This is a genomic window from Streptomyces sp. NPDC000941, from assembly GCF_053599555.1.
Window position 1 is genome coordinate 1 of sequence record NZ_JBSFMM010000079.1, and the last position, 21,122, is coordinate 21,122.

The following is a 21,122-nucleotide window of genomic DNA, read 5'->3' on the forward strand; positions in this document are numbered from 1 at the left end:
GGCAATCCCGAACGCATGCGGACCGAGGCTTCCTTCGCCGCCCTCTGCGGAGCCGCGCCCGTCCCCGCCTCCAGCGGCCGGACCAACCGCCACCGGCTCTCACGCGGCGGCGACCGGCAGGCCAACGCCGCCCTCTACCGCATCGCCCTGGTCCGCATGTCCAGCGACCCCCGCACCCGCGACTACGTAGCACGCCAGATCGCCGCCGGCCGGACGAAGAAAGAGATCATCCGGCTCCTCAAACGTGCCATCACCCGCGAGATGTTCCGCTGCCCGACCACCACAGTCACCGTCCCCGAGATCGCCGACCTGCGGCCCCTGCGGCAGTCCAAGAACATCACTCTCACCGCCGCAGCCCAGCACTTCGGCGTCTGGCCGACCGCCATCTCCACCCTCGAACGCGGAATCCGCCGAGACGACGACCTCGCCCACGCCTACCGCGACTGGCTCCAAGCCGCTTGACAGGCAATAGGAGCATCAGTCTCCGACATCAGCAGCGCAAGCGAAACTGCGCTTTGCATGCAATGCTGCTAAAATGCAGGCATGACTGCCCTGACTATTCGCGATGTGCCGGACGATGCCCTTGCCACGCTGAAGGCCCGCGCCGCGAAGGCGGGCAAGTCGCTACAGGCCTACGCACTCGACCTCCTCGTCCGTGAAGCCGCCAGGCCCACGCTCGCCGAGGCCGCCACCCGCGCGGAAGCCGAGGCCGGGACGAGCCTGAGTACGTCGGACGTGCTGGCCGCGATCGACGACGCGAGGGCGGGCCGTTGATCGTCGTCGACTGCTCGGCACTCGTCTTCTTCCTGAGCGACGACGGCCCCACCGGGCACCGGGTACGCGAACGTGTCGCCAAGGAGGACCGTCTCGCCGCACCGCACCTGATCGATTACGAGATCATGTCCGCATTGCTCGGCCTGGCGCGCGGCCGGCGTGGCGGCGAGCCCAAGCTGAGCGAGAAGCAGCTCCGCAAGGCCGTGGCGACGTACCGCGATCTGGCGCTCGACCGGCATGAGACGTTGATCCTCTGGGATCGCGTCAAGGGCTTGTCGAGCAACCTCTACGCCTACGACGCGCAGTATGTCGCCCTGGCCGAGAGTCTGGGACTGCCGTTGATCACCAGCGACGCCAGAATCGACAAGAGCGGCGTGGCGCGCTGCGAGATCGAGACGTTCCAGACCTCCGGCTGAAGCGTCCTGGTAGACCTTGGCAGGTCAGCAGGCGACCTTGCGTGTTCTGGACCCGGTGGCCGGTGCCATGGGGTTGAGCAAGATCGCACGGACCCCGCCGGCTCAGGTGACGGAGAAGCCCTGGAAGGCGGCGATCCCGCGGGTGCCGGTCCAGCCGTTGGCAGCCGTCATGAACACCCCGATGTCCTGGGCGTCGGCAACGCCGCCCGGGGTGGCCGTGCCGACCGTGGTCCATGAGACGCCGTCACTGCTGCACTCGCCGGTATAGGTGTTGCCGGAGCGCGTCAGCCGCAGATGCACCGGCGCGGTGAAGGACCCGGACAGTTCGATCGAGTCGAATGTTCCGTTGCCGTCGGCGTCCCAGGACAGTGCGCATCCGTTGGACGGTGTCACCGCCAGATTGACGTACCCGGCCGAGCCGTCGCCGTTCGCGGAGAGGTCGTTACGGACCATCAGCCCGGCGCGGGCCCAGCCGCCGGTGTTGTCCTGCAAGGTGACCTGGACCGTCGCGACCGAGGCGGAGCCGAACGCGGCGACCCGGTGGATCGTGGCGAACTCATTGGTGCCACCCCACAGATCGGCGCCACCGCCCTCGATGGCGAGTCCGTCCCCCGACTGGCCGAAGACGGCGTCGTTGAAGGAAGCCGTTCGGTAAGGCGCCTGTACACCGGTGCCCGCCATCAGTCGGACCGCCGCCGAGGCCGAGCCCCGCGAGCCGCCGGTCCGGTAGGACGCGCCCACCGGCACCCGGGAGACCAGCGCGCCGTCGGTCGCCGTGAGGGTGACCCGGAAGCTCGCCGAGAATGTCTCGCCCGGGGCGACGGACGCCGCGGTGGTCGGGCCGGCCGACTCGACGGTCATCCCCTCCGGTGCGTCAGCCGACAGGCTCACATCCGTCGCGGGGCCGAATCCATTGCGGTTGGTGAACGACACGGTGACCGTGACCGGGCGTCCTTCGGCCACCGCTGCCCGGTCGGCGGACGCGGTCAGCGCCACCTGGTGGGGATCCGCGGTCAGGGTGTCCCGCACCTTCCGGGCCAGCTTGTGGATGTCGCCCGACGTCCGCACCGGGTAGCTGTCGTGCTGATGCGCCCAGCGGTCCTCCAGCGCGAACCAGTCGATCTCGGCCGGCTGCCGACCGGCCGCGAGCGCCGCGGACAACTCGTCGAAGTACGTCTTCCAGCGGAGGTGGTAGAGGCCGCTGAGCAGCCCGGACCACTCCCGGTTGGCGTAGTCGTGCAGCCCCTCGTCGCTGCTCGCCCGGCCGCCCCAGGTGGTGATGATCGACCGCGCGTCGTACTCCAGCTGGTCCTTCTCCGCCGTGGTGGCGCCCCAGGAACGGGCGTCGGCCAGCCACCGTCCGAGCAGATGCCGGCCGCTGGTGGCCAGCACCTTGTCCATCAGCTTCATCCAGCTGAGCCAGGTCTTGGTGAGCCGGTCGAAGCGGGCGCGGTCCCCGGCCTCGTACGCCGCCTTGATCTGGGGCAGTAGCACCCGGCTGCGGTTGGACAGCACCTGACGGGTCACGTCGGCCAGGTCGTACGCGTAGGCCGAGCTGTCGCGCAGCCCCGGCGCGACCTGGAGCAGTTCGGTGAGCGCCGTGTCGAAGGCCGTGATGTCGTAGCGGTCGGCCTCCGGGCCCCACGCGGCAGCCTTGTTGGCGCCCAGGCTCGGCCGGGCGCCGAACAGCCCGTCGGGCGCCTCGCTCCACGAGTCCGTGCGGGACATGTTGTACGCGGTGTCACGGATCGCCTTCCAGGCGGCGACGGCGTGCGGGTCCTCGCCGCCGTACCGGGACACGGCATAGGAGGCGAACCAGCCATCCAGGCCGATGGTGCCGGGCGTCCAGGCCAACTCGGTGAACAGGGCCATCGCGGCGGGGTTGTTGTCGGCGCCCTCCGGCATCATCGCGATCCCGGCGAGCGCGCTGTCCGTCTTGTCCCGCCACTTCGGGTACTGGTCCACCCAGTCGGGAGCGTTGGCACCGATCGGCGTGTGACCGCCGAAGTTCCAGATGGAGCCGAAGGCGTACGGAGTGCTGTCCCAGTCGCTCTCCCGGTCCGTGACGGTGGTGTAGCGGTCGGACAGGCCGTCGACAACGAGCATCGTGCTCTTGTCGACCGCGCCGAGGATCTCCCGGCTCGGGTTGGTCTGCCAGCCCAGGATCGCCCAGACCGCCCCGGCATGTGCCTTCTGGAGAGCCGCCTCGACGGCCTTGGCCGCCTCGGGGACCGGCACGTCACCGGGGTTGCCGCCCTCGTGCAGCAGGTCCATCTTGTACATCGAACTGTCGCCGAAGCGTTCCCGTTGGTGCCGGTAGAAGGCGGCGGCGACCTCGGCGAAGAGATCCGTGCGCGGATCGAGCCAGTCGGGGCGCTTGAAGGCGCCCCAGGTGCCCTGGGAAACCAGCGACGCGCCGGGGTTCTTGGCCAGGAAGTCGTCCGGCACGGTGCCGTAGTAGCCCGGCAGCACGGGGGTCATGCCGAGTTCCCGCACCCGGTTGACGATCTTCTTGGCGAGGGCGGCCCGCTGGTCGATGAGGTGTTTGGACACCGGACCGCCGAACCCCGACATGTTCTGCAGCAACCACCAGGGCTGGTGGGAAGGGGCGGGGATCCAGGCCCGCAGCTCGGCGTCCGAGTAGCCGAAGTCCCGGAAGGTGTCGTAGTAGACCGCGTCGGCACCGATGTACACGAGCACCTCGTTGATGCCGTGCAGCGCCAGTACGTCGATCTCGCGCTCCCAGGCCTTCCAGCTCCGGTAGGCGCCGGTGTAGCCCTCGTTGGTGTCGTTGTACGCGAACCGGTGGGCGACGTTCGCCGCTCCCGTGATCTCCGTGCCGGGCGAGGGCATCAGCCGGGGCAGGTTCAGCTGCTCCCCGTTCCAGGAGATGTCGGCCTTCGCGGCCTCGGCGAGGTACCGGTTGAACCCGGTGAGCAGTACGGCGGGGCTGGTGCCCTCCACCGTGATGCTCCCGGCCCGGCCGGTGACCCGGAAGTGGTCGCCGTCGCCGGCCGCCACCGCGCGCAGCGTGACCTGCTGGTGGTGGCCGGGCACCAGCCGCCGCAGCGCGGCGGCGGCCGGTGCCGTGTCGAACGGTCCGGCGCTCCCGTTCTCGGCGGCCGCCCGGGCGGCCTGCGGCTGCGCCAGCAGCAGCGCGCCGCCCACGGCGGCCGCTCCGGTCAGCACTCGTCTGCGGCTGACGCCTTCGTTGCTGTTCATGATTGTCCTTTCAGCCGACCGTCATCGCGAAAATGTGCAGAGCGGGGACGCCCGACTGCAGGCCGTCGCTGACCTTCGGCAACACGACGGCGCGCACCTCTTTGTCCTGAATTTCGACGCCGAACACGTAAAGGCTGACAGGGGTGTCGTCCCGGCCTGTGGAGATGTGGCGGTACGGCACCACCACCGCGGCGGAGCCGTTCGCCCCGTACCAGTCCGGGACGGCGACGGAGAACGCCTGCCGCGTGCCGTCGGCGTAGACGACGGCTCCCTCGCCCTTGCCCTCGCCCCAGGTGCTGGTACCGAGGAAGGCCAGCCGGGAGCCCGAGCCGGACAGCAGCACGGTCTGCCCGGAGGCGACGACGTTGTCCTTGTTGCCCGGCCGGGTGTCCGGCCAGGTGAAGGCTGTCCCGTCGTAGGTCACCACCGCTCCCGGCGTCAGCCCGACCGAGGCCAGCGCCTGAGCGGACAGGCTGGACCGCGACCCGTCGATGTCGGCGACCGTGAGGGCGTCGTCGGAGGCGATGCCCGCGTTGTCGAAGGCTCCGGCGAGGGACAGGTTCGGCAGCCGCACCGACGAGGTGGCGCGGGCGCAGTCGGAGCCGTCGCGGTGGACGTCGAAGAGCGCGTGGGCGGTGAACGAGACGAGGCCCTCGGCGTCGTCGGCGAGCCGGGTACGCCAGCTGCGGGTGGCCGTGGCACCGGGCGCCAGGCTGCCCAGACGGGACGGCCGCCCAGTGCCGTCCACGGCGAGGTAGAGCACCGTGTCACTCAGCGCGATCCGGGCGGTGTTGGTGACGGTGGCGGTCAGCGTCACCGTTGAGCCCGCCTCCGGACTCGTCGGCGACACGGTCAGCGAGACGGGCGGGGTGAGGAAGTCCTCGTCAGGCCGGTATGCGTGGCCGTTCATAGCGCCTCCACCGAGAAGTGATCGAAGACCGCCCGGACGGTGGTGCCCGGGTAGTTGGCATTGACGGCGCTGGCGATGACTCCCGCGTCCCCGGCGCCGCTCGCCGAGGGGAGGGTCGCGGTGCCGACCTGCTCCCACGCCAGCCCGTTGCCGGTGGCGTACGCGGTATAGGTGGCGCCCGAGCGCACCAGGCGCAGCCAGGCAGGGTGGTAGGAGCCGCCGCCCCCGGCCCAGGTGTCCAGGCGGCCGTCGCCGTCACTGTCCGTCATGAATTCGAGGCCGTACCGGGCGGACATGGTCAGCACCGCGTAGCCGCCCTTGCCGGGTGCGGTCAGGTCGCCTGCGATCGCGATCCCCGATTTGGCGCTGGGGTTGTCGCTGCCGGTCAGGCCGGCTGTCCTGACCTGTATCACGCACGACTCGGCGGCGACGCCGGGGAGGTAGATGACCCCTTTCTCGTCGGTGCCGCCGGACAGGTCCCGGCCGCCGGCCCAGATGACCAACTGGCCGGGGGCGTACTGGCCGAACGTGGCGTCGTCGGTGGTGGCGAAGGTGGTGTACGGCTCCCGCACTCCGTTGGGCTCGTAGGGGATGCTGACGGTCCTGGCGGAGCGGGCGCAGTCGGAGCTGTTGCCGTCGACGTCGAAGACGAGGTGCGCGGTGAACGATACGTCGCCCGCCACGTCGGCGGGCATCGCGGTCTGCCAGCTGCGGGTGGCCTTCGCGCCGCGCCGCAGGTCGCCGAGGGGGATGGTTCTGGCGGCCGTCGTCGCGCCCGGGCCGATCAGGTGGAGCACGGCGTCGCGGAGCGGGAAGGGGCAGTCGTTGGTGAGGTGCGCGGTGGCCGTCACCGCGTCGCCGCCGGCCGGGTCCGCGGGCACCGTGGTCACCGTGAGGGTGGGCCCGAGGGTGTCGAACCGGGTTTCGTCGCGTCCGGTCATCAGGCTCGTCCCCGGTCCCAGTCCACGGTGAAGGTATTCGCGATGTCGCTGGGGAGAGCGGAGGGGACCGTGATGTGGATCTTGCCGTCCTTGCGGGTCCACCGCAGCGGGCCGTCGTGGCCGAGCAGCCGGATCGTCGAGGTGGCGCCGATCGGGATGTCGGCGGGCACGGACAGGGTTCCGCTGGGGGCGCCCAGCGCGATGATGTTGAACCTGCCGGGGGTGACGGTATAACGGATGCCGAGTGGGCTGCCCTCCTCCTCGGCCCGTACCCACGGCGCCGAGCCGTAGATCGCCGAGCGGTTGACATCCAGCCAGGCGCCGATGTCACGCAGCCGCTCCTGCATGATGGCGGGGATGGTGCCGTCGGGCTTGGGGCCGATGTTCAGCAGCAGGTTGCCGTTCTTGCTGACCACGTCGGCGAGCAGATGGATCAGGAACTCGGAGGTCTTGTAGTCCTCGTCCAGCTCGTGCTTGTTGTAGCCCCAGGAGTAACCCATGGTGATGCAGCACTCCCACTTCTGCGGGTCCATGGTGGGGTTGGTGCGCTGCTCGTAGGTGGCGAAGTCGAAGTGGGTGTCGAAGCGGTCATTGACCACGACACCCTTGGGCCGGGCCCCGTTCTTGGCCTTGTTGTAGTAGTAGGCCATGGGCTCTTCGCTGCGCCACGGCGGCTCCCCGGTGGGCCGGAACCACTGGCCGTCCGCCCACAGCAGCTCGGGGTCGTACCGGTCGACGATCTCGTACAGCTGCTTCAACTCGTAGTCGCCGACATAGTCCTCGACCGGCTTGTAGCCGACCATCGGGATTTCCTCGTCGGTGTAGAAGTTCTTCATCGGCCGGCCAATGGCCGGGTTGAAGAACTCGCCGAGCGAGTAGTAGAGGCCCGGCCGTACGGTGCCGCGCTTGCGGGCGGCGGTCATCAGCTCACCGACCAGGTCGCGCTTGGGGCCGTACTTCACCGAGTGCCGGTCGGTGACCTCGCTGGGGTACAGGGCGAAGCCGTCGTGGTGCTTGCTGGTCAGCGCGAAGTACTGGGCGCCCGCCTGCTCGAAGAGCTTCACCCAGGAGTCGGGGTCGAAGTTCTCGGCCCTGAACCGCGGGATGAAGTCGTCGTAGACGAAGTCCTGGCCGTAGGTGTCGCGGTGGTATTTCCACTCGGCGGTGTCCTTGAAGCTCTGGTACCACAGGTACCACTCGCCCGCGTTGTGCCGTCCGGTGCCTCCGGGCACCGAATAGACGCCCCAGTGGATGAAGATGCCGAACTTGGCGTCCTTGTACCAGCGCGGCACCGGGTGGGTGTCCAGCGACGCCTTGGTGGGCTCATAGTCGGGGCGCGCGCTGCCGCCGTGGGCTTGAGCGATCCCCGGTGGGCCGAGCAGCACGGCCCCGCCGAGGGCGGTCGCGGTGGTCAGGAGATTTCTGCGGCTGATTGCCATGGATGCCTCTCACTCGGTGACGGCGAAGGAGTCGAAGACAGCTGCGGTGGTCTGGCCCGGATAGTTGAGGTTGACGGCGCCGGCGACCAGGCCCGCGTCGCCGCTGCCGCTCGCCGAGGGCAGGGTCGCGGTGCCGACCTGCTGCCAGGCCGCGCCGTCGGAACTGGCGTACGCGGTGTACGTCGTGCCGTCGCGGACCAGCCGCAGCCAGGCGGGGTGGTAGGAGGCGCCGCCGCCCGCCCAGGTGTCCAGGCGGCCGTCGCCGTCGCTGTCGGTCAGGAACTCCACGCCGTACTGCGCCGACATGGTCAGCACGGCGTAGCCGCCCTTCTCCGGCGCGGTCAGGTCGCTTGCGACGGCGATCCCGGCCTTGGCGGACGGCCCGCTGCCCGTCTGGCCGACCACCCGGGCGGTGACGCTGCCCGAGCGCGGCACGGCGCCGGGGAGGTAGACGGCCGCCTTCTCGTCCTTCCAGCCGGACAGGTCCCGGCCGCCCGCCCAGATGGCGAACTGGTCACCGTTTCGCCCGCTGTTCTGGGCGTACTGGGCGTCTTCGGTCGTGGCGGTCGTCCGGTACGGCGCCCGCACCTCGGACGGGATGGGGACGACGGTGGCGTCCACGCTGTCGGAGTCGTGCCGTGACCGGCCGCCCTGGTAGTAGGAGGCGCCCACTTCGATCGGGTGGGTGCCCCATGCCGCGTCGGCCGCGGGGACGACGGTCCAGGTGACGGCGGCGCGCTCGCCCGGGGCGAGGGTGCGGATCCGTGCGCTGCCCGCCGGTTCGGCGGACCAGCCGTGCGGCAGTTCCAGGCGGGTGCTGACCCGGGTGACGGCGATGGGCCCGGTGTTGGTGACGGTCGTCGTCACCTCCGTGGCCTGACCGGCCCGCAGGCTCGGCTGGTAGGGCGTCAGCCGGACCCGGGCCGAGGGGCAGTCGCGGGCCACGCCGAGGCCGGCCAGGTCGACCGCGTCGGCGAACGCCTTCATCCCGGTGTCGTTGGGGTGCAGATGGTCACCGGAGTCGAACGCGGCGGCGTACCGGGTGGGGTCGTCCGGGTTCCGGACCGCCTTGTCGAAGTCCGCGTACCCGTCGAAGACGCCGCCGGAGTCACGGACGAACGCGTTGACCCGCTGCCGGTCGGCCTCCTTGTCCTCGGTCCACCAGTCGCCCCACCCCCGGTACGGGACCACGGTCGCGCCGATCACCCGCAGCCCGCGGGCGTGGGCCCGCCGCGCGATCTGCCGCATACCGTCGATCACCTGGTCGCCGGTGGCGCCACCCCAGCTGAGGTCGTTCACGCCCTCGAACAAGATCACCGTCCGGGCGTTCGGCTGGGACAGCACGTCGCGCTCCAGCCGGTCCAGCGCCGACGGGTTGCCGTCGGTCCCGGCGGTGATCCGGTTGCCGCTGATGCCCTCGTTGAGCACCCCGGCGGTGGACGAGCAGGCCGAAAGCCGGGCCGCCAGGTAGTCGGGCCAGCGCCGGTTGGCGTTCGCCGTGGAGGACGCCCCGTCGGTGATGGAGTCGCCGAGCGCCACCACGGCGCCCGCCGTGTCACCGCCCCGCACATCGACGCCGGTCAGGAACGGGAAGGTGGAGTCGGTCCGGGTGAAGGCGTCCCCGTCGGCGTCCGAGGCGTGGTCGCCACCGCCGTCCGGGGTCCAGTAGACGGTCTGCAGGCCCATCCAGTGCTGGCTGATGTGGGTGAGCCGACCCGGGAAATACAGGCTGACCACCAGGTCGGTACGGTCGGGCACGGCGAGCCGGACCGGGTCACTGGCCGCGTCCTCGCCCGCCGCGATCGTCACCTCCCGCTTCCCGCCGAACCGCACGTCGTACGGGTGCGCCACGGCGGAACCGCTGCCGCGCGGCCCCACGGTGGCGTGACCGATCGTCACCGGCTGGTCGGTGAACCCGTTGGTCAGCCGGATCCGCACGCTCGACCCGCCGGCGCTGACGCGCACCGGTATGCGCACGGTCACCTCCGAGGTGCCGGGGTCGTACGAGGCGTGCTGCGCGGTGGCCCATGTACCCGTCCAGGCCGGCTGCCCGGCCTCGGCCGGCGCCGCCATGAGCAGCGCCGCCAGGGTGGCCGCCAGGCCCGCGGTCAAGGCGGCGAATCTGCGGTGTCCCAGCCCTCTGAACACGCCAAGCACTCCCGGCACGGGTCCTCCTCAGGAAGCATGGTGGAGTGCCTTGAGCGCCTTGGCGGCGCCGTTGGCCTTGAGGTTCACGAACGCCGGGGTGATCCCGAGGGGCGCCGCGTAGTCCTTGAGGGTCACCGGGCCGCGGACGACGCTGCCGTTGGTGACGTCGCGCCATGTCCCGGTCGGCAGGAAGATGTCCCGGGTAGCGCCCTCGTCGAGCTTGGGCGCGGCCAGCACGGCCGGACCGAGCATCCACTCGTCGGAGACCGTGTAACTTGCCTCGTCCTTCGGGAAGTCGAAGAACAGAGGCCGCATGATCGGATCGCCTGTCTTCAGCGTCTGCTGCACCTGGTCCCAGATGTACGGTGCCAGCCGCTCGTGCGTGGCGATGGCCGCGCGGTAGAGCCGGACCGTCTCCCGGTCATAGCCGACCCACTCGCCGGTCGTCGCGTCCCGTACACCGGTGGGCGAGGTCGACGCGTACATGAGTGGCATGAGGGAAGCCGCCTGCGCCCAGCGGACCAGGACCGCCTTGGTGGGCGGCGGATACAGGAGCGAGCCGCCGATCATGTCGGTCTCGACGAACGGGTAACCGACCGTGGATACCGCCAGGTTGGCCGAGACCGAGGCGCGCAGCCCCCCGAAGGTGGTGGGCTTGTCGGCCGTGCGGGTGGCGAAGCCCTTGGCTTGCGCGGCGTTCCACGCGACCCGTAGCCCCGCCCCCTGCTGGTCGAACTCGTCGGCCAGTTCGGTGCCGTAGGTCACGTAGTCGGCACGGGTCGCTCCCGGGTAGGGCGCGCACCGGTCGTCGAAGAAGGCGGTGTCGAACTTGAATCCGGCCACGCCGGATTCGCGCGTCTGCGCCTTCAGATCCTCAGTGTACCACTGCCGCGCGGCCGGATTCGCCAGGTCGATCAGCCCGGTCCGGCGGCCGTTCCACCAGGTGAACAGGCATGGCTTGGACGGGTCGGAGGGGTCCTTCAGCAGATACCCGTGGTCGACGGCGTAGGAGAAGTCGGCGGCGGTCTCGGGCATGTACAGGCCGGTCCACATGCCGAGGTCGAATCCGAGGCGGCCGAGTTCCTCGGACAGGGCGGGCAGATCGGGGAAGCGTTGGCCGAAGTCGGCCGCGATCACGCTCTCCTCGATCTGTACCGCGTGCCCGTCGAGCCCCGCGTCGGCCAGCGAGCGGGCCCAGTCGATGACGTTGCCCTGGTTCTGCTCCGTGTAGAGCTGGGCCCAGGAGTTCCACAGCGGGGTCGCGTACTGCTCGTAGGGAGTGTCGGAGCGCTCGGGTTTGCCGACCAGCTCGATGTGGTCGCGATACACCTCGGCCGGGGTGTCCTCGACGAACACGGTGGAGGCGGCGGGCCGCTCTCCGGTGACGGTGAACTCCCCGAGCCCGTTGCCGCCGGAGTTGATGCGCACGTCCATCGGCTCACCGGTGTCCACCCGCAGCCCGGTGGCGCTCGCGGTGTACCAGAAAGGGGTCACCACCTGGTACGACGCCGGGCTGAACCCGGTGTCCACCAGTTGCCCGGAGTCCAGCGGCCACGGCTGGACCGTCTGGTCGCTGTTCTCGCCGTGCCCATACCAGTGCCCGGCGCTGCCCAGGTCGTATGCCGTGCTGAGCGCGTCCGCGGTCGCCCCGGACAGCGACCACGTCACGTCGTACCGGTCGGACCGCAGGGTGATCCTCAGGTCGACGGTGACGCCCGGCAAATCGGTGGCGGCGGTGACCCGCAGGGTGTCGCCGTCGCGGGCGCTGCCGGTGACCTCCCGGACGAGATACCAGTCACCGCCGATCCGGAACCGGAACGCCCCCGCCGCCGTGGCCAGGACGGTCCGGCCCGCCCGTACCGTGGTGAGGGTCAGCCGGTCCGTCGCCACGCGCAGTTCGTAGTCCGGCGTGGCGAGGGTGATCGGCCCGGATTCGGCGGCTGCCGGGGCCGCGCCGAGCAGCGGGGCGGCCAGGGCCAGCGCCGCCGAGTAGCGGCGGAGGGTCCGTCTCACGCCGGGCATCAGGTACCGCCGCCGCAGGTCAGCTTGGCGTCGGCCCAGTCGGCGTGGTCGAGGGCGTTGCCGTCCCCGGCGTCCGAGACGACGAGTTCCAGTCGGCGCGCGCCTGCCACTTCGACGTCGATCTTCTTCGTCGCGGTGTCCCGGTCGACGGTGCCGCTCTCGTAGACGGGCGTTCCGTCGGCGAGGACGGTATAGGTGACAGTGGCCGGGCCGTCGGTGCGGCCGTAGGTCTCCTGGTCGAGGCCGAGGGCCGCGTGGAAGGTGGCGCACGTGCCGCCGAGCCACACCTGGAGACTGCTTGCGGCGTGCGTACCGAGGCCCTTCTCGTAGCCGGTGTCGTGCAGGGTGAGCGGCCGGCCGTCGCCCTCGGCGTTCTCGCCGACAGACTGGTCGCGTTCGACCGGGCCCCAGCCATTGCTGCTGGACTGGAACGGCAGATCGCTGACGTAGTGTTCGCCGGCCGTGAGCGGCGGTGGCTGCGCCGCCACCACCTCTTCCCCGGCCGCCGAGCCGGGTCTGCCGGTCCGGGTGAAGTCGGCGGTGGCGCCGAGGTTCGCGACGGTGCCGGTCTTCTGGGACGACGGCACGGAGACGGTCCACTGCGCTTTTGCCGAGGCACCGGGTTTGAGGGTGCCGAGTTTCACCGGATCACCCGGGGCCGCGGTCCAGCCCTCCGGCAGGTTCGGGCTCAGGGTGAGGTCGCTGAGCGTCCTGCCGTTCTCCGGTACGGAGGCCGTCGCCGTGACCTGGTAGGTGTTGCCCGGCTCGACAGTGTCGGGAGCGTCGACGGTCACCCGCGCCGGGGTGGCCGGGTCGGTGTAGGTGGCGGCATCGTAGGCCGGGGCGGACACATCGGCGACCCGCAGCGAGGACGTGACATTGCCGAGCGTGGTGAGGCCGACCTTTCCGAGGCCGCCGCTCTTCGCGTCCTCGCTCCACGAGGCGATGGCAAGGGTGTTCTTGCCGTCGGCGCGCAGGATGCCGCCTGGAATGGGGAAGGTGTGCTGGGGGCCGGTGTCGTTGACGTACTGGCCCATCAGCCAGCCGTTGACATAGATGAGGGCGCGGTAGTCACGGTCGGTGGAGTCGGTGATGGTGACGCCGACGGAGACGTCCTGGCCCCCCGGCAGCCGGGGGTTGAAGGTGGTGCGGTACCAGGCGATGCCGGGGGTCTTGTCGGTGGCCGGCAGTGTGGCGTCGTCCCAGGAGCGGTCCGGGTAGCCGGGCAGGGTCCAGCCCGCACGTTCGCCGTACAGACCGCCGTTGTTCATATGCCCGCGCACGGTGTCGACGGGTCTTTCGCCGCCCCGGGCACCTTGGATTCTCCAGGTGATCTGCGCGTCGGAGCCGGCGAGATACGCCGTGGTCAGCCCGCGCGGCTGCTTGTGGTCGTCGCTGTTCCAGGTGAAGTCCTCGTTGTGGCCCATGGTGCCGACCAGAACGGAGATCACGTTCTCCTTGCCCTTGCGCAGCAGGCCGTCGGCGAGGGGGAAGGTCCGGCGGCCGGTCTTGCTCGTCCCGGCGAACTTTCCGTTGACCCACACCGAGTACGCGCCCACCGCGGCCGAGCCGGTGTCCGGGTTGGTGGCGTAGGCGGTCAGGGAGAGGGACTTCTCGGTGCCGGTGGCCTTGAAGCGCCCGCGGTACCAGACGTAGCCGTAGTGGTAGCCGTACTCGTCCTGGTAGAGCACCGGCAGAGTCCCGGGCTTGGTGGGGTTGTCGGTGGTCAGCTTGTCGGCGTAGGTCCATGACGAGTCGTCGAAGTCCGGGTCGGCCTCGGGGGTCTCGGCGGAAGCCTTCCAGCCGGTCAGCTCAGGCAGGGTGACGTCCTTCGGACCGGGCACCGTGCCGAGCAGGCTGCCGGACGCGGTCGGCTTCACCTTCAGGGGCAAGCCGTTCCAGGTGACGCTCCGTACGCCGGGCGGGGCGAAGACCTCCAGTGGCCCCGCCTTCCGGGCGTCCCCGGTGAGGGCGAGCTTCCGGCCGGTGACGGATGCCGTTCGGACCAGCTCGGTGCCGCGTTCCAGGACCGGACCGGCTCCCGTGTCCTGCCGCCAGAAATCGGCGGCCTGGTCGTCGGTGCCGATCAGGAGCAGCAGATCGGGGCGGCCGCCGCCCTGGACCAGGACCCGGGTGAGGCCGGAGTGGGTGTAGTCCAGCTTCAGGTCGCCGCGCTCGGCGTCCCAGGTCACGTCGGCCTTGCCGTCGACCACGGTGACTTTGGGCTTGGCGGAGTAACGGAGCATGGTCTGCCCGGGGTCGCCTTCGCCGCCGTACAGCACGGCTTGTGTGCGGTCACCGGTCCGTGTGCTGGTCAGCAGCTCACTGGTGGAGTAGACGAGCCGCTGCCGGCCGCCGAGGTCGTGGCCGGCGACGAGGATCTTGCCGGTCTTGCCGTTCAGCCGCGCGGTGACCGGATAGGTGCCGTCGGGGGTCTTCCAGTCGAAGGTGGTGGTGGCGTCGGCGCCGGCCATCGGGTCGCCGTGCCGGAGGTAGAGGAACTGGGTGCCGGTGTCCGGGTTGGCGCGGGCTTCGATGTGCACGGCGTCGTTGGACGGGACGGGCGCGTCGGCCGGATCGGTCGCGGTGAGCGGACCTGTGGTGGTGTAGAAGAGGCCCTGCCGCTTCATCTCGTCGTAGTCGGCGCCGGTCTGGCGCGGTTCGCTGATCGGTGCGCCGTAGTCGTACGAGGTGTAGACCTGGCGCGGGTCGGCGAGCCAGCCCCAGTTGGTACCGCCGTAGGTCATATAGAGGTTTTCGATCGTCGTGCCCTGCATGACCTCGTGCTTGTTGACGATCTTCTGGTAGTCCGGGCCCATCTTCTCCCGGCACTTCTCGTAGCCCGTGTCGCCCCAGGTCTGGAACCAGCCGGTGCCCGCCTCGAAGATCGCCAGCGGTGCGTCGTCCTGCTGCCGCTTGAGGGTGGGCAGCCACCACTCGCCCTTGCAGAAGGAGTTGTACTGGTCCAGCTCGCCGACGAAGTCCAAGCCCCCACCGCCCGCGTACTGCGGCATCGGCTCGTTGCCGACGAGGGGCACGGTGATGCCGTCGGCCCGCACCTGCTTGCTCAGCTCGACGATGTAGTCCCGGCCATCCGGGTCGTACAGCTCGTTCTCGACCTGGTAGAGCAGCACCGGTCCGGTGCCGTCGGTGACCTGGCGGCGGGCGAGGATCTTGTCGATCTCCTTGAGCCACTCGCGGGCGGCGTCGAGGTAATCGGGGTCGGTGGAGCGGGCCTGTCCCTTCTGGTTCATCAGCCAGCCGGGGAATCCTCCGCCGTCAGTCTCCGCGTTGATGTACGGTCCGGGGCGGGCGATGACATAGAGCCCGGCCTCCTCGGCCATGTCCAGGAGCTTGTCGACGTCACGGACGCCGGTGAAGTCGTAACGGCCCTTCGCCGGGGAGTGGAAGCCCCAGTCGAAGTAGATCGAGACGGCGTTCATACCGCTTGCCTTGATCTTCTGAAGTACGTCACGCCACAGGTCGGGGCTGGGGAGCCGCCAGTAGTGGAACTCTCCGGACCATACGAAGAGTCGTTCGCCGTCGACTTTGACGGAGTACTTGTCGTAAGTGACCGTGTGCGGCGTGGCCTTGGCGGATTCGGAGGCTGTGCCCGTGGCGTGGGCGGGCACTGCCGCGGACAGGACCGGGAGCAGGATGGCGGCCAGCGCTCCGGCCAGCGCGGAGCGCAGCCGTCCAACTCGCGCGAGGCCGGAAGGGGACGGATAGCGGACGACGTTCACGAGGTGCCTCCCGCACAGGTCAGCTTGGCGTCGGCCCAGTCGGCGTGGTCGGTGGAGACATCGCCGTCGCCGTCGACAAGCAGGTCCAGCCAGCGGGCGCCGGTCACATCCACGTCGATGTCGGTGCCGCCGTCGGAGCCGCGCACCACCGGGGTTGTGGCGAGGGAGCGGCCGTCGGCGATCACCTGGAAGGAGACGCTGCCGTTGTCGCCGACCTCGTCGTCCACCCCGGCGGTGGCGGTGAACCGGGTACAGCCGCCCCCGAGGTAGACCCGGATCTGGCTGTTCGCGTGCACGCCGAGGCCCTTGGCATATGTGGTGCCGCCAATCGCGAGCAGCCGCCCGTCGCCTGCCGCGGACTCGCCGTTGGAGGTGTCCTTCTCCACCGGGCCCCAGCCGTTGACCGCCTTGACCAGGTTCAGGTCGCTCACGTAGACGTCGGCGGACAGCCCCGGCGGCGGCACCTGAACGGCCCGCCGGCCGGTGACGGTGTTGGGACGGCCGGTCTGTGTCAGCTCCGCGGTCGCGGACAGGACGGCGTAGGGAACCGGGTCGCCGGGCGGGGTGACGGTATAGGCCGCGGTCACCGTGTCGCCGGGCCGGACCCGGTCGAAACGGGTGGTGTCGCCGGTGGCCGCGGTCCAGCCGTCCGGCACGGTCAGTGCCAGCTTGACGTTCCGGGCGGTCGGCGCGTCATTCGGCACGGTGAGCGTGACGGGGACCTCGGTGGCCGTGCCGGGCTCAAGGAACGGCTCGGCGCCGACGCTGACCCGGGCGCCCGACGTCGGCATGGCGTAGGTCTTGGCGTCGTAGGAGGGCGCGTCCACCGTACGGACCTTGATCCCGCCCGCCGCCGCGCCGAGGTCGACGAGGGTCGCGGAGCCGGGGCCCGAAGCCTTGTCAGTGGACCGGACGGCCAGGGCGATGGTGTTGTCGCCCCGCTCGCGCAGGATGCCCTTGGGGATGACGAAGCGCGTCTGGGGCCCGGTGTCGGCCAGGTAGCGGCCGATCAGCCAGCCGTTGACGAAGATCTGGGCGCGATAGTCGGTGTTTCCGCCCTTGGGTTCGGCGAGATCCAATGCGATCGCGTTGTCCTGGCCCCGCGGCAGGCCGAGCTCGGCGGTAGTGCGGTACCACCGCACGCCGGGTCCGGTCTTCCCGGTCTGCCGGGACAGGGTGGTGCGATTCCAGCCGCTGTCGGGGTAACCCGGCAGCGACCAGCCGGCCCGCTCCCCGTACAGCCCGCCGTTGTTGTACGGGCCGCGTGCGGTGTCGACCGGGTTCTCGCCACCCCGGCTGCCCTGGATCTTCCAGGTGAGGGTGGTGGCCCCGCCGATCACCTCGGCGCCGAGCAGGCCGCGCGGTTCCTTGGAGTAGTCGTGGCCCCATTCCTCGTTGTGGCCCGCGTTCTCGACGAGCACGGAGAGGACGTTGTCGCCTTCCGCCTCGAGCGCCCCCGCCGGGATGTCGAAGGTGTGCGCGCCGTCGCCGGAGCTGCCGAGGTAGCTGCCGCCCAGCCAGACCGCGTACTGGCCGGTGGGTCCGGTGTTGGCGTTCAGCGCGATCGCAGTCGCCTTCCCTGTGGCCTTGAACCGGCCGCGGTACCAGACATCGCCGTGGTGGTAGCCGTACTCGTCCATCGCGAGGACGGGCAGCGATCCGTCCAGTTCGGCGCTGTTCGCGCTGAGCTTGGCCGCCGTGGTCCAGGTGGAGTCGTCGAAGCCCGGGGCGGACTCCGGCGCTTCCTCCTGGTACTTCCACGTCGTCAGCTCGGGCAGCTCGATGGGGCGAGGTGCCTGGGTGACGGCGGTCTCGCGGCCGTTCCACGTCACCTTGGTGGCGTCCGCGATGACCTCGATCTTTACGGCATCGGTGGAGTCGCCGGTCAGCTTCAGCGTTCCGTCGTCCAGTTCGGCCGTACGGACAAGGGACGGGCCACGCACGAGGACCGGGCCCGCGGCGGTGTCCTGCCGCCACCAGTGGGCGGTCTCCGCGGTGTCGGCGATCAGCAGTTCCAGGCCGTTCACCAGCACTCGGGCCAGCCCGTCGTGGGTGTAGTCCAGCCGCAGATCGCCACGTTCGGCATCCCAGGCGGTGGTGACATCGCCGTCGAGCACGGTGACCTTCGGCCGCTTCGCGTACCGCAGCACGGTCTCACCGGCCTCGCCCTCGCGTCCGTACAGCAGCGCCACGTCACGGTCGCCTACGCGTGCGTGCGTCATGATCTCCGAGGTGGAGTAGACGAGCCGCTGATCGCCCAGGTCGTAGCCCGCGACGAGGAGTTTGGCGTCCCGGCCGTCGACCGTGATCGTGCCCTGCTGCGGCACGCGCGGATAGTCGCCGTCCGCGCCGGTCAGGGACAGAGTGGTCGCATCCTTGTCCTTCACCCGGGTGTCGGCGTGCCGGAGGGTGAAGAACTGGGTGCCGTCGTCGGGGTTGACCCGCCGGTCGACGCGCAGCGCCTGATCGGAAGGGGCGGGCGCCTCGGCCTTGTCGGTCCGCGCCAGCGAGCGGACCGAGTTGACGAAGTACCCGAGGCGCTTGAACTCCTGGTATTTGTCGGTCAGCTGACGGGACTCGTTGATCGGAGCCCCGTAGTCGTACGACGTGTACACCGCGTTGGGGTCGGCGAGCCAGCCCCAGTTGGTGCCTCCGTACGTCATGTAGAAGGACTGGCCGGTCACCCCGGCGGCGATGTTCATCTTGCTGAACACCCGGGTGAAGTCTGTGCCGGTGAGTCGCGCGCAGTCCTTGTACCCGGTGCCGCCCCAGGGGTCGAAGGCGCCGCCCTGTGCCTCCGGGATGATCAGCGGGGACTCGGGTTTCCACTCGTTGACCTCGGAATAGTCCGGCAGGTTCTTCCAGGTGTCGGGTTTCGAACAGTCGAAGCCCTGCGGGTAGGCGTCGAAGCCGTAGATGTCGGGGGCGCCCTTGCCGCTCACCCAGTTCTTGTTGGCACCGCCGTCGTTGAGATACGTGGGCACGTCGATGCCGTCGCTCTTCGCCCAGTCGATGAGCGTCTGCATGTAGTCGGCGTCGTGGCGGCCGCCCTGGTACTCGTTCTCGACCTGGTAGAGGATCACCGTGCCGGTGCCGCGGGTGAGCTGATGGCGGGCGATGATCCGGTTGATCCGGCTCATCCACTCGCGCGCGTCGTCGAGATAGCCGGTCTCGGAGGTGCGGTTGACGCCTTTTCGCGTCTTCCGCCAGGCCGGGAAGCCGCCGCCGGAGACCTCGGCGTTGATGTACGGGCCGGGGCGGGCGATGACGTACAGGCCGGCGCGTTCGGCCTCGTCCAGCAGCCGTTCCACATCACGGATGCCGGTGAAGTCGTATGAGCCCGGCTTGGCCGAGTGGTAACCCCAGTCGAAGTACAGCGAGACCGCGTTGAATCCGCCCGCCTTGATCTTCTGGAGTACGTCACGCCACGCGTCGGGGCTGGGCAGCCGGAAGTAGTGGAACTCGGCGCCCCAGATGTACAGGGGCTCGTCGTCGACCTTCACGGAGTACTGGTCGTAGGTGACCGTGTGCTGCTGCGCCGGCGGCTCCGCCCGGGCCGGTGTCGCGGCGCCCGGACCGGTCAGGGGAAGGACGGCCAGCAGCGCGGCGAGCAGCAGGCAGCGCCATCGCCCTCTCATGACGTCAGCCCCTTCACCACGGCCGCCCGCGCGGTCTCGATGTCGCTGACGTCCTTCGTGCGGCCGTCGAGGTTCCGGGTCGCCGTGGCGAGGGCCTCGGTCAGGGCGTCGCTGTCGGCGGCGCCGGCCTCCTTCTTCCTCAGCTGGGCGATGAGCTCGTAGTCCTCGATGCCCTCCTTCAACTGCTCCCAGCGGATGCTGGACATCGGCCCGTCCTTGCCGGGGTAGACCAGGTATTCGTCGCCCTGGGTGAAGATGTGCACCGGCTGATGGAAGGGATCGCGGGTCCAGCTGTTGTACGACCAGCGCAGAAACCCATCGAGATTCCGCTGGGCGGAGATCCACGGCAGCATGCGTGACTCGACGGCGGGAGAGTACGACAGGGTGTTCGGATGAGCCGGTGAGCCGTACACATAGAAGGTGGTGAGCTTTCCGGCCGCGCGCCGCTCCGCCACCTTCTCCTTCGTCATCGCGTCGATGCCGCCCCAGTCGACGGACAGGTTCGACGCGACGCCCTCCGTGCTGATCGACCCGGCGACGGAGATACGGTCGTCGAAGACCGGCGCGACCTCGTGGACGAAGTCCTTGACGACCGTCATGGTGTCGATCGGGCGCTCGTCGAACGACAGCCAGGTGTCCTCCAGCCAGCCCTTCGCCTTCAGATGTTCTTCGAACGCGGGCAGAAACGCCCCCCACGCCTCCCGCCAGCGGTCCCCGCCCAGATCGACGTGCTCGTAGACGGTCTTGCCGGTACGGGTGTCCGTGTAGGTGAGGTGCTCCTTGTCCTGGAACGCCAGCATGGAGAAGGCGCCGATGTCGGGCCCGAGCCCGGCGCGTCTGGCGGTCCGGACGTACTTGTCCCAGCGGGCGAAGTCGAAGGAGAATGCTTTCCCGTCCCAGGTCCAGCCGACCATGCTGGAGTACGGCGTGGCCGTCTGCGACTCCCGGGTGCCCAGCGACCACTGATGGTGCCAGGGGTTGTCGACGATGGTGGTGTTGATGACCTTCTGACCGCGGGAAGCCAGGTCCCGGCTGTAGGCCTCGATCAGCTTCCAGTGCTTGTCGGACCAGAGCTTCACGCCGTGTGCCTGGGCGATGGTCTCCGGCTGGGCCCATACGTCGAGGAAGAAGCTGTAGTCATCGGAGTCGGGCGCGCTCGCGTCCGCGACCTCGATGGTCAGCGGGTAACGGGCCTGGGTGCGGCCGTCGGCCTCGACCTTCACGGTGCCCCGGTAGGTGCCGGGCCTGGCCTTCTCGGGGATATGGAAGGTGAACCACAGCGGCTGCGCCGCGTACGCGGGCACGTCCACGGAGGACCGCTCCTCGAGGGGGTCGCCGACCACATCGGGGTTGCGGTCGCCGGAGACCTCCTTGCTGGAGCTGACCTGGTCGATGGTGGCGGACCAGTCGACCTCGCTCTTGGAACGCTGCACGGGGACGTACTTCACGAACCGGACCTGGGTGTCGTCGCCGGACAGCTTCGCCCCGCCGGGTCCGGTGAGATCGCCGACCACGGCCTTGACGTCGTCGAGATCCTTGCCGGAGGCGATCGCCAGCTGCGCCGAGACCTGCTCGTTGCGCACGGCGGAGAGGTTCAGCTCCTTGGTGTCCTTGCCCTGGATGGCGGTCATCGGGTAGCGCGGGACCCGCTCCTCCGCGGAGCCGGCGAAGGACCCGGTGGGCACCCACGTGATGGTGTCCCTGGTGCCCATGGCATCGGCGACCTTGACGGTCAGCCAGGTGGTGGTGGCCTTGGAATCGGGGTCGGTAGGGGTGTTGGTGCCGGTGACGGCGATCGCGGTGGTGCTCGCGGCCACCACGACACCCGCGACGAAGCCGGCGAAGAGCGAGGACGTACGTGCCATGGCT

At 69.9% G+C, this 21,122-nt stretch carries 11 protein-coding genes and 1 pseudogene; 3 read left to right on the forward strand and 9 right to left on the reverse strand.

Annotation, left to right across the window (positions count from 1 at the left end):
- The 3 genes and pseudogenes from ACWDSL_RS24775 to ACWDSL_RS24785 form a co-directional block, all read left to right on the forward strand.
- A pseudogene (locus ACWDSL_RS24775) lies at positions 1-267 on the forward strand (transposase); the annotation flags it as partial.
- Between the two features lie 276 nt (positions 268-543).
- On the forward strand, positions 544-774 hold the full coding sequence (locus ACWDSL_RS24780) for a FitA-like ribbon-helix-helix domain-containing protein (RefSeq protein ID WP_450488851.1): 231 nt from the start codon (positions 544-546) through the stop codon (positions 772-774).
- Complete coding sequence (locus ACWDSL_RS24785; protein ID WP_450488853.1) at positions 771-1,190, forward strand: type II toxin-antitoxin system VapC family toxin; 420 nt, start codon at positions 771-773, stop codon at positions 1,188-1,190. The genes ACWDSL_RS24780 and ACWDSL_RS24785 overlap by 4 nt, the downstream gene beginning before the upstream one ends.
- 102 nt (positions 1,191-1,292) lie before the next feature.
- Here ACWDSL_RS24785 and ACWDSL_RS24790 read toward each other — a convergent pair whose 3' ends face one another.
- From ACWDSL_RS24790 to ACWDSL_RS24830, 9 genes are read right to left on the reverse strand one after another with little or no spacing between them, the layout of a single operon-like run.
- Complete coding sequence (locus tag ACWDSL_RS24790; protein ID WP_450488855.1) at positions 1,293-4,412, reverse strand: alpha-N-acetylglucosaminidase TIM-barrel domain-containing protein; 3,120 nt, start codon at positions 4,410-4,412, stop codon at positions 1,293-1,295.
- A 10-nt stretch (positions 4,413-4,422) separates the two neighbouring features.
- The gene (locus tag ACWDSL_RS24795; protein WP_450488857.1) at positions 4,423-5,322 is read right to left on the reverse strand and encodes a CARDB domain-containing protein; all 900 of its coding nucleotides are present in this window, start codon (positions 5,320-5,322) and stop codon (positions 4,423-4,425) included.
- Complete coding sequence (locus ACWDSL_RS24800) at positions 5,319-6,263, reverse strand: hypothetical protein (RefSeq protein ID WP_450488859.1); 945 nt, start codon at positions 6,261-6,263, stop codon at positions 5,319-5,321. Before ACWDSL_RS24800 ends, ACWDSL_RS24795 begins: the two co-directional genes overlap by 4 nt.
- A complete protein-coding gene (locus ACWDSL_RS24805; RefSeq protein WP_450488861.1) occupies positions 6,263-7,702 on the reverse strand; it encodes an alpha-L-fucosidase in 1,440 nt (479 codons plus the stop codon). The genes ACWDSL_RS24800 and ACWDSL_RS24805 overlap by 1 nt, the downstream gene beginning before the upstream one ends.
- A 9-nt stretch (positions 7,703-7,711) precedes the next feature.
- Positions 7,712-9,868 (reverse strand): GDSL-type esterase/lipase family protein, encoded by a 2,157-nt coding sequence (locus tag ACWDSL_RS24810; protein WP_450488863.1) that lies wholly within the window; start codon positions 9,866-9,868, stop codon positions 7,712-7,714.
- Positions 9,869-9,877: 9 nt separating this feature from the next.
- A complete protein-coding gene (locus ACWDSL_RS24815) occupies positions 9,878-11,872 on the reverse strand; it encodes a glycoside hydrolase family 31 protein (RefSeq protein WP_450488865.1) in 1,995 nt (664 codons plus the stop codon).
- A complete protein-coding gene (locus tag ACWDSL_RS24820; RefSeq protein WP_450488867.1) occupies positions 11,872-15,615 on the reverse strand; it encodes a beta-galactosidase in 3,744 nt (1,247 codons plus the stop codon). The genes ACWDSL_RS24815 and ACWDSL_RS24820 overlap by 1 nt, the downstream gene beginning before the upstream one ends.
- Complete coding sequence (locus ACWDSL_RS24825; protein ID WP_450488869.1) at positions 15,612-19,253, reverse strand: beta-galactosidase; 3,642 nt, start codon at positions 19,251-19,253, stop codon at positions 15,612-15,614. The genes ACWDSL_RS24820 and ACWDSL_RS24825 overlap by 4 nt, the downstream gene beginning before the upstream one ends.
- Positions 19,250-21,118 carry a glycoside hydrolase domain-containing protein gene (locus tag ACWDSL_RS24830; protein WP_450488871.1) on the reverse strand — a complete coding sequence of 623 codons (1,869 nt, stop codon included), beginning with the start codon at positions 21,116-21,118 and terminating at the stop codon, positions 19,250-19,252. The genes ACWDSL_RS24825 and ACWDSL_RS24830 overlap by 4 nt, the downstream gene beginning before the upstream one ends.
- Between the last annotated feature and the right edge of the window lie 4 nt (positions 21,119-21,122).

What these genes read in the sequence shown, in the direction of transcription:
- ACWDSL_RS24780 (WP_450488851.1), top strand. Translation starts at nt 544, where the DNA reads ATGACTGCCCTGACTATTCGCGATGTGCCGGACGATGCCCTTGCCACG.
- ACWDSL_RS24790 (WP_450488855.1), bottom strand. Translation starts at nt 4,412, where the DNA reads ATGAACAGCAACGAAGGCGTCAGCCGCAGACGAGTGCTGACCGGAGCG.
- ACWDSL_RS24795 (WP_450488857.1), bottom strand. Translation starts at nt 5,322, where the DNA reads ATGAACGGCCACGCATACCGGCCTGACGAGGACTTCCTCACCCCGCCC.
- ACWDSL_RS24800 (WP_450488859.1), bottom strand. Translation starts at nt 6,263, where the DNA reads ATGACCGGACGCGACGAAACCCGGTTCGACACCCTCGGGCCCACCCTC.
- ACWDSL_RS24805 (WP_450488861.1), bottom strand. Translation starts at nt 7,702, where the DNA reads ATGGCAATCAGCCGCAGAAATCTCCTGACCACCGCGACCGCCCTCGGC.
- ACWDSL_RS24815 (WP_450488865.1), bottom strand. Translation starts at nt 11,872, where the DNA reads ATGCCCGGCGTGAGACGGACCCTCCGCCGCTACTCGGCGGCGCTGGCC.
- ACWDSL_RS24825 (WP_450488869.1), bottom strand. Translation starts at nt 19,253, where the DNA reads ATGAGAGGGCGATGGCGCTGCCTGCTGCTCGCCGCGCTGCTGGCCGTC.
- ACWDSL_RS24830 (WP_450488871.1), bottom strand. Translation starts at nt 21,118, where the DNA reads ATGGCACGTACGTCCTCGCTCTTCGCCGGCTTCGTCGCGGGTGTCGTG.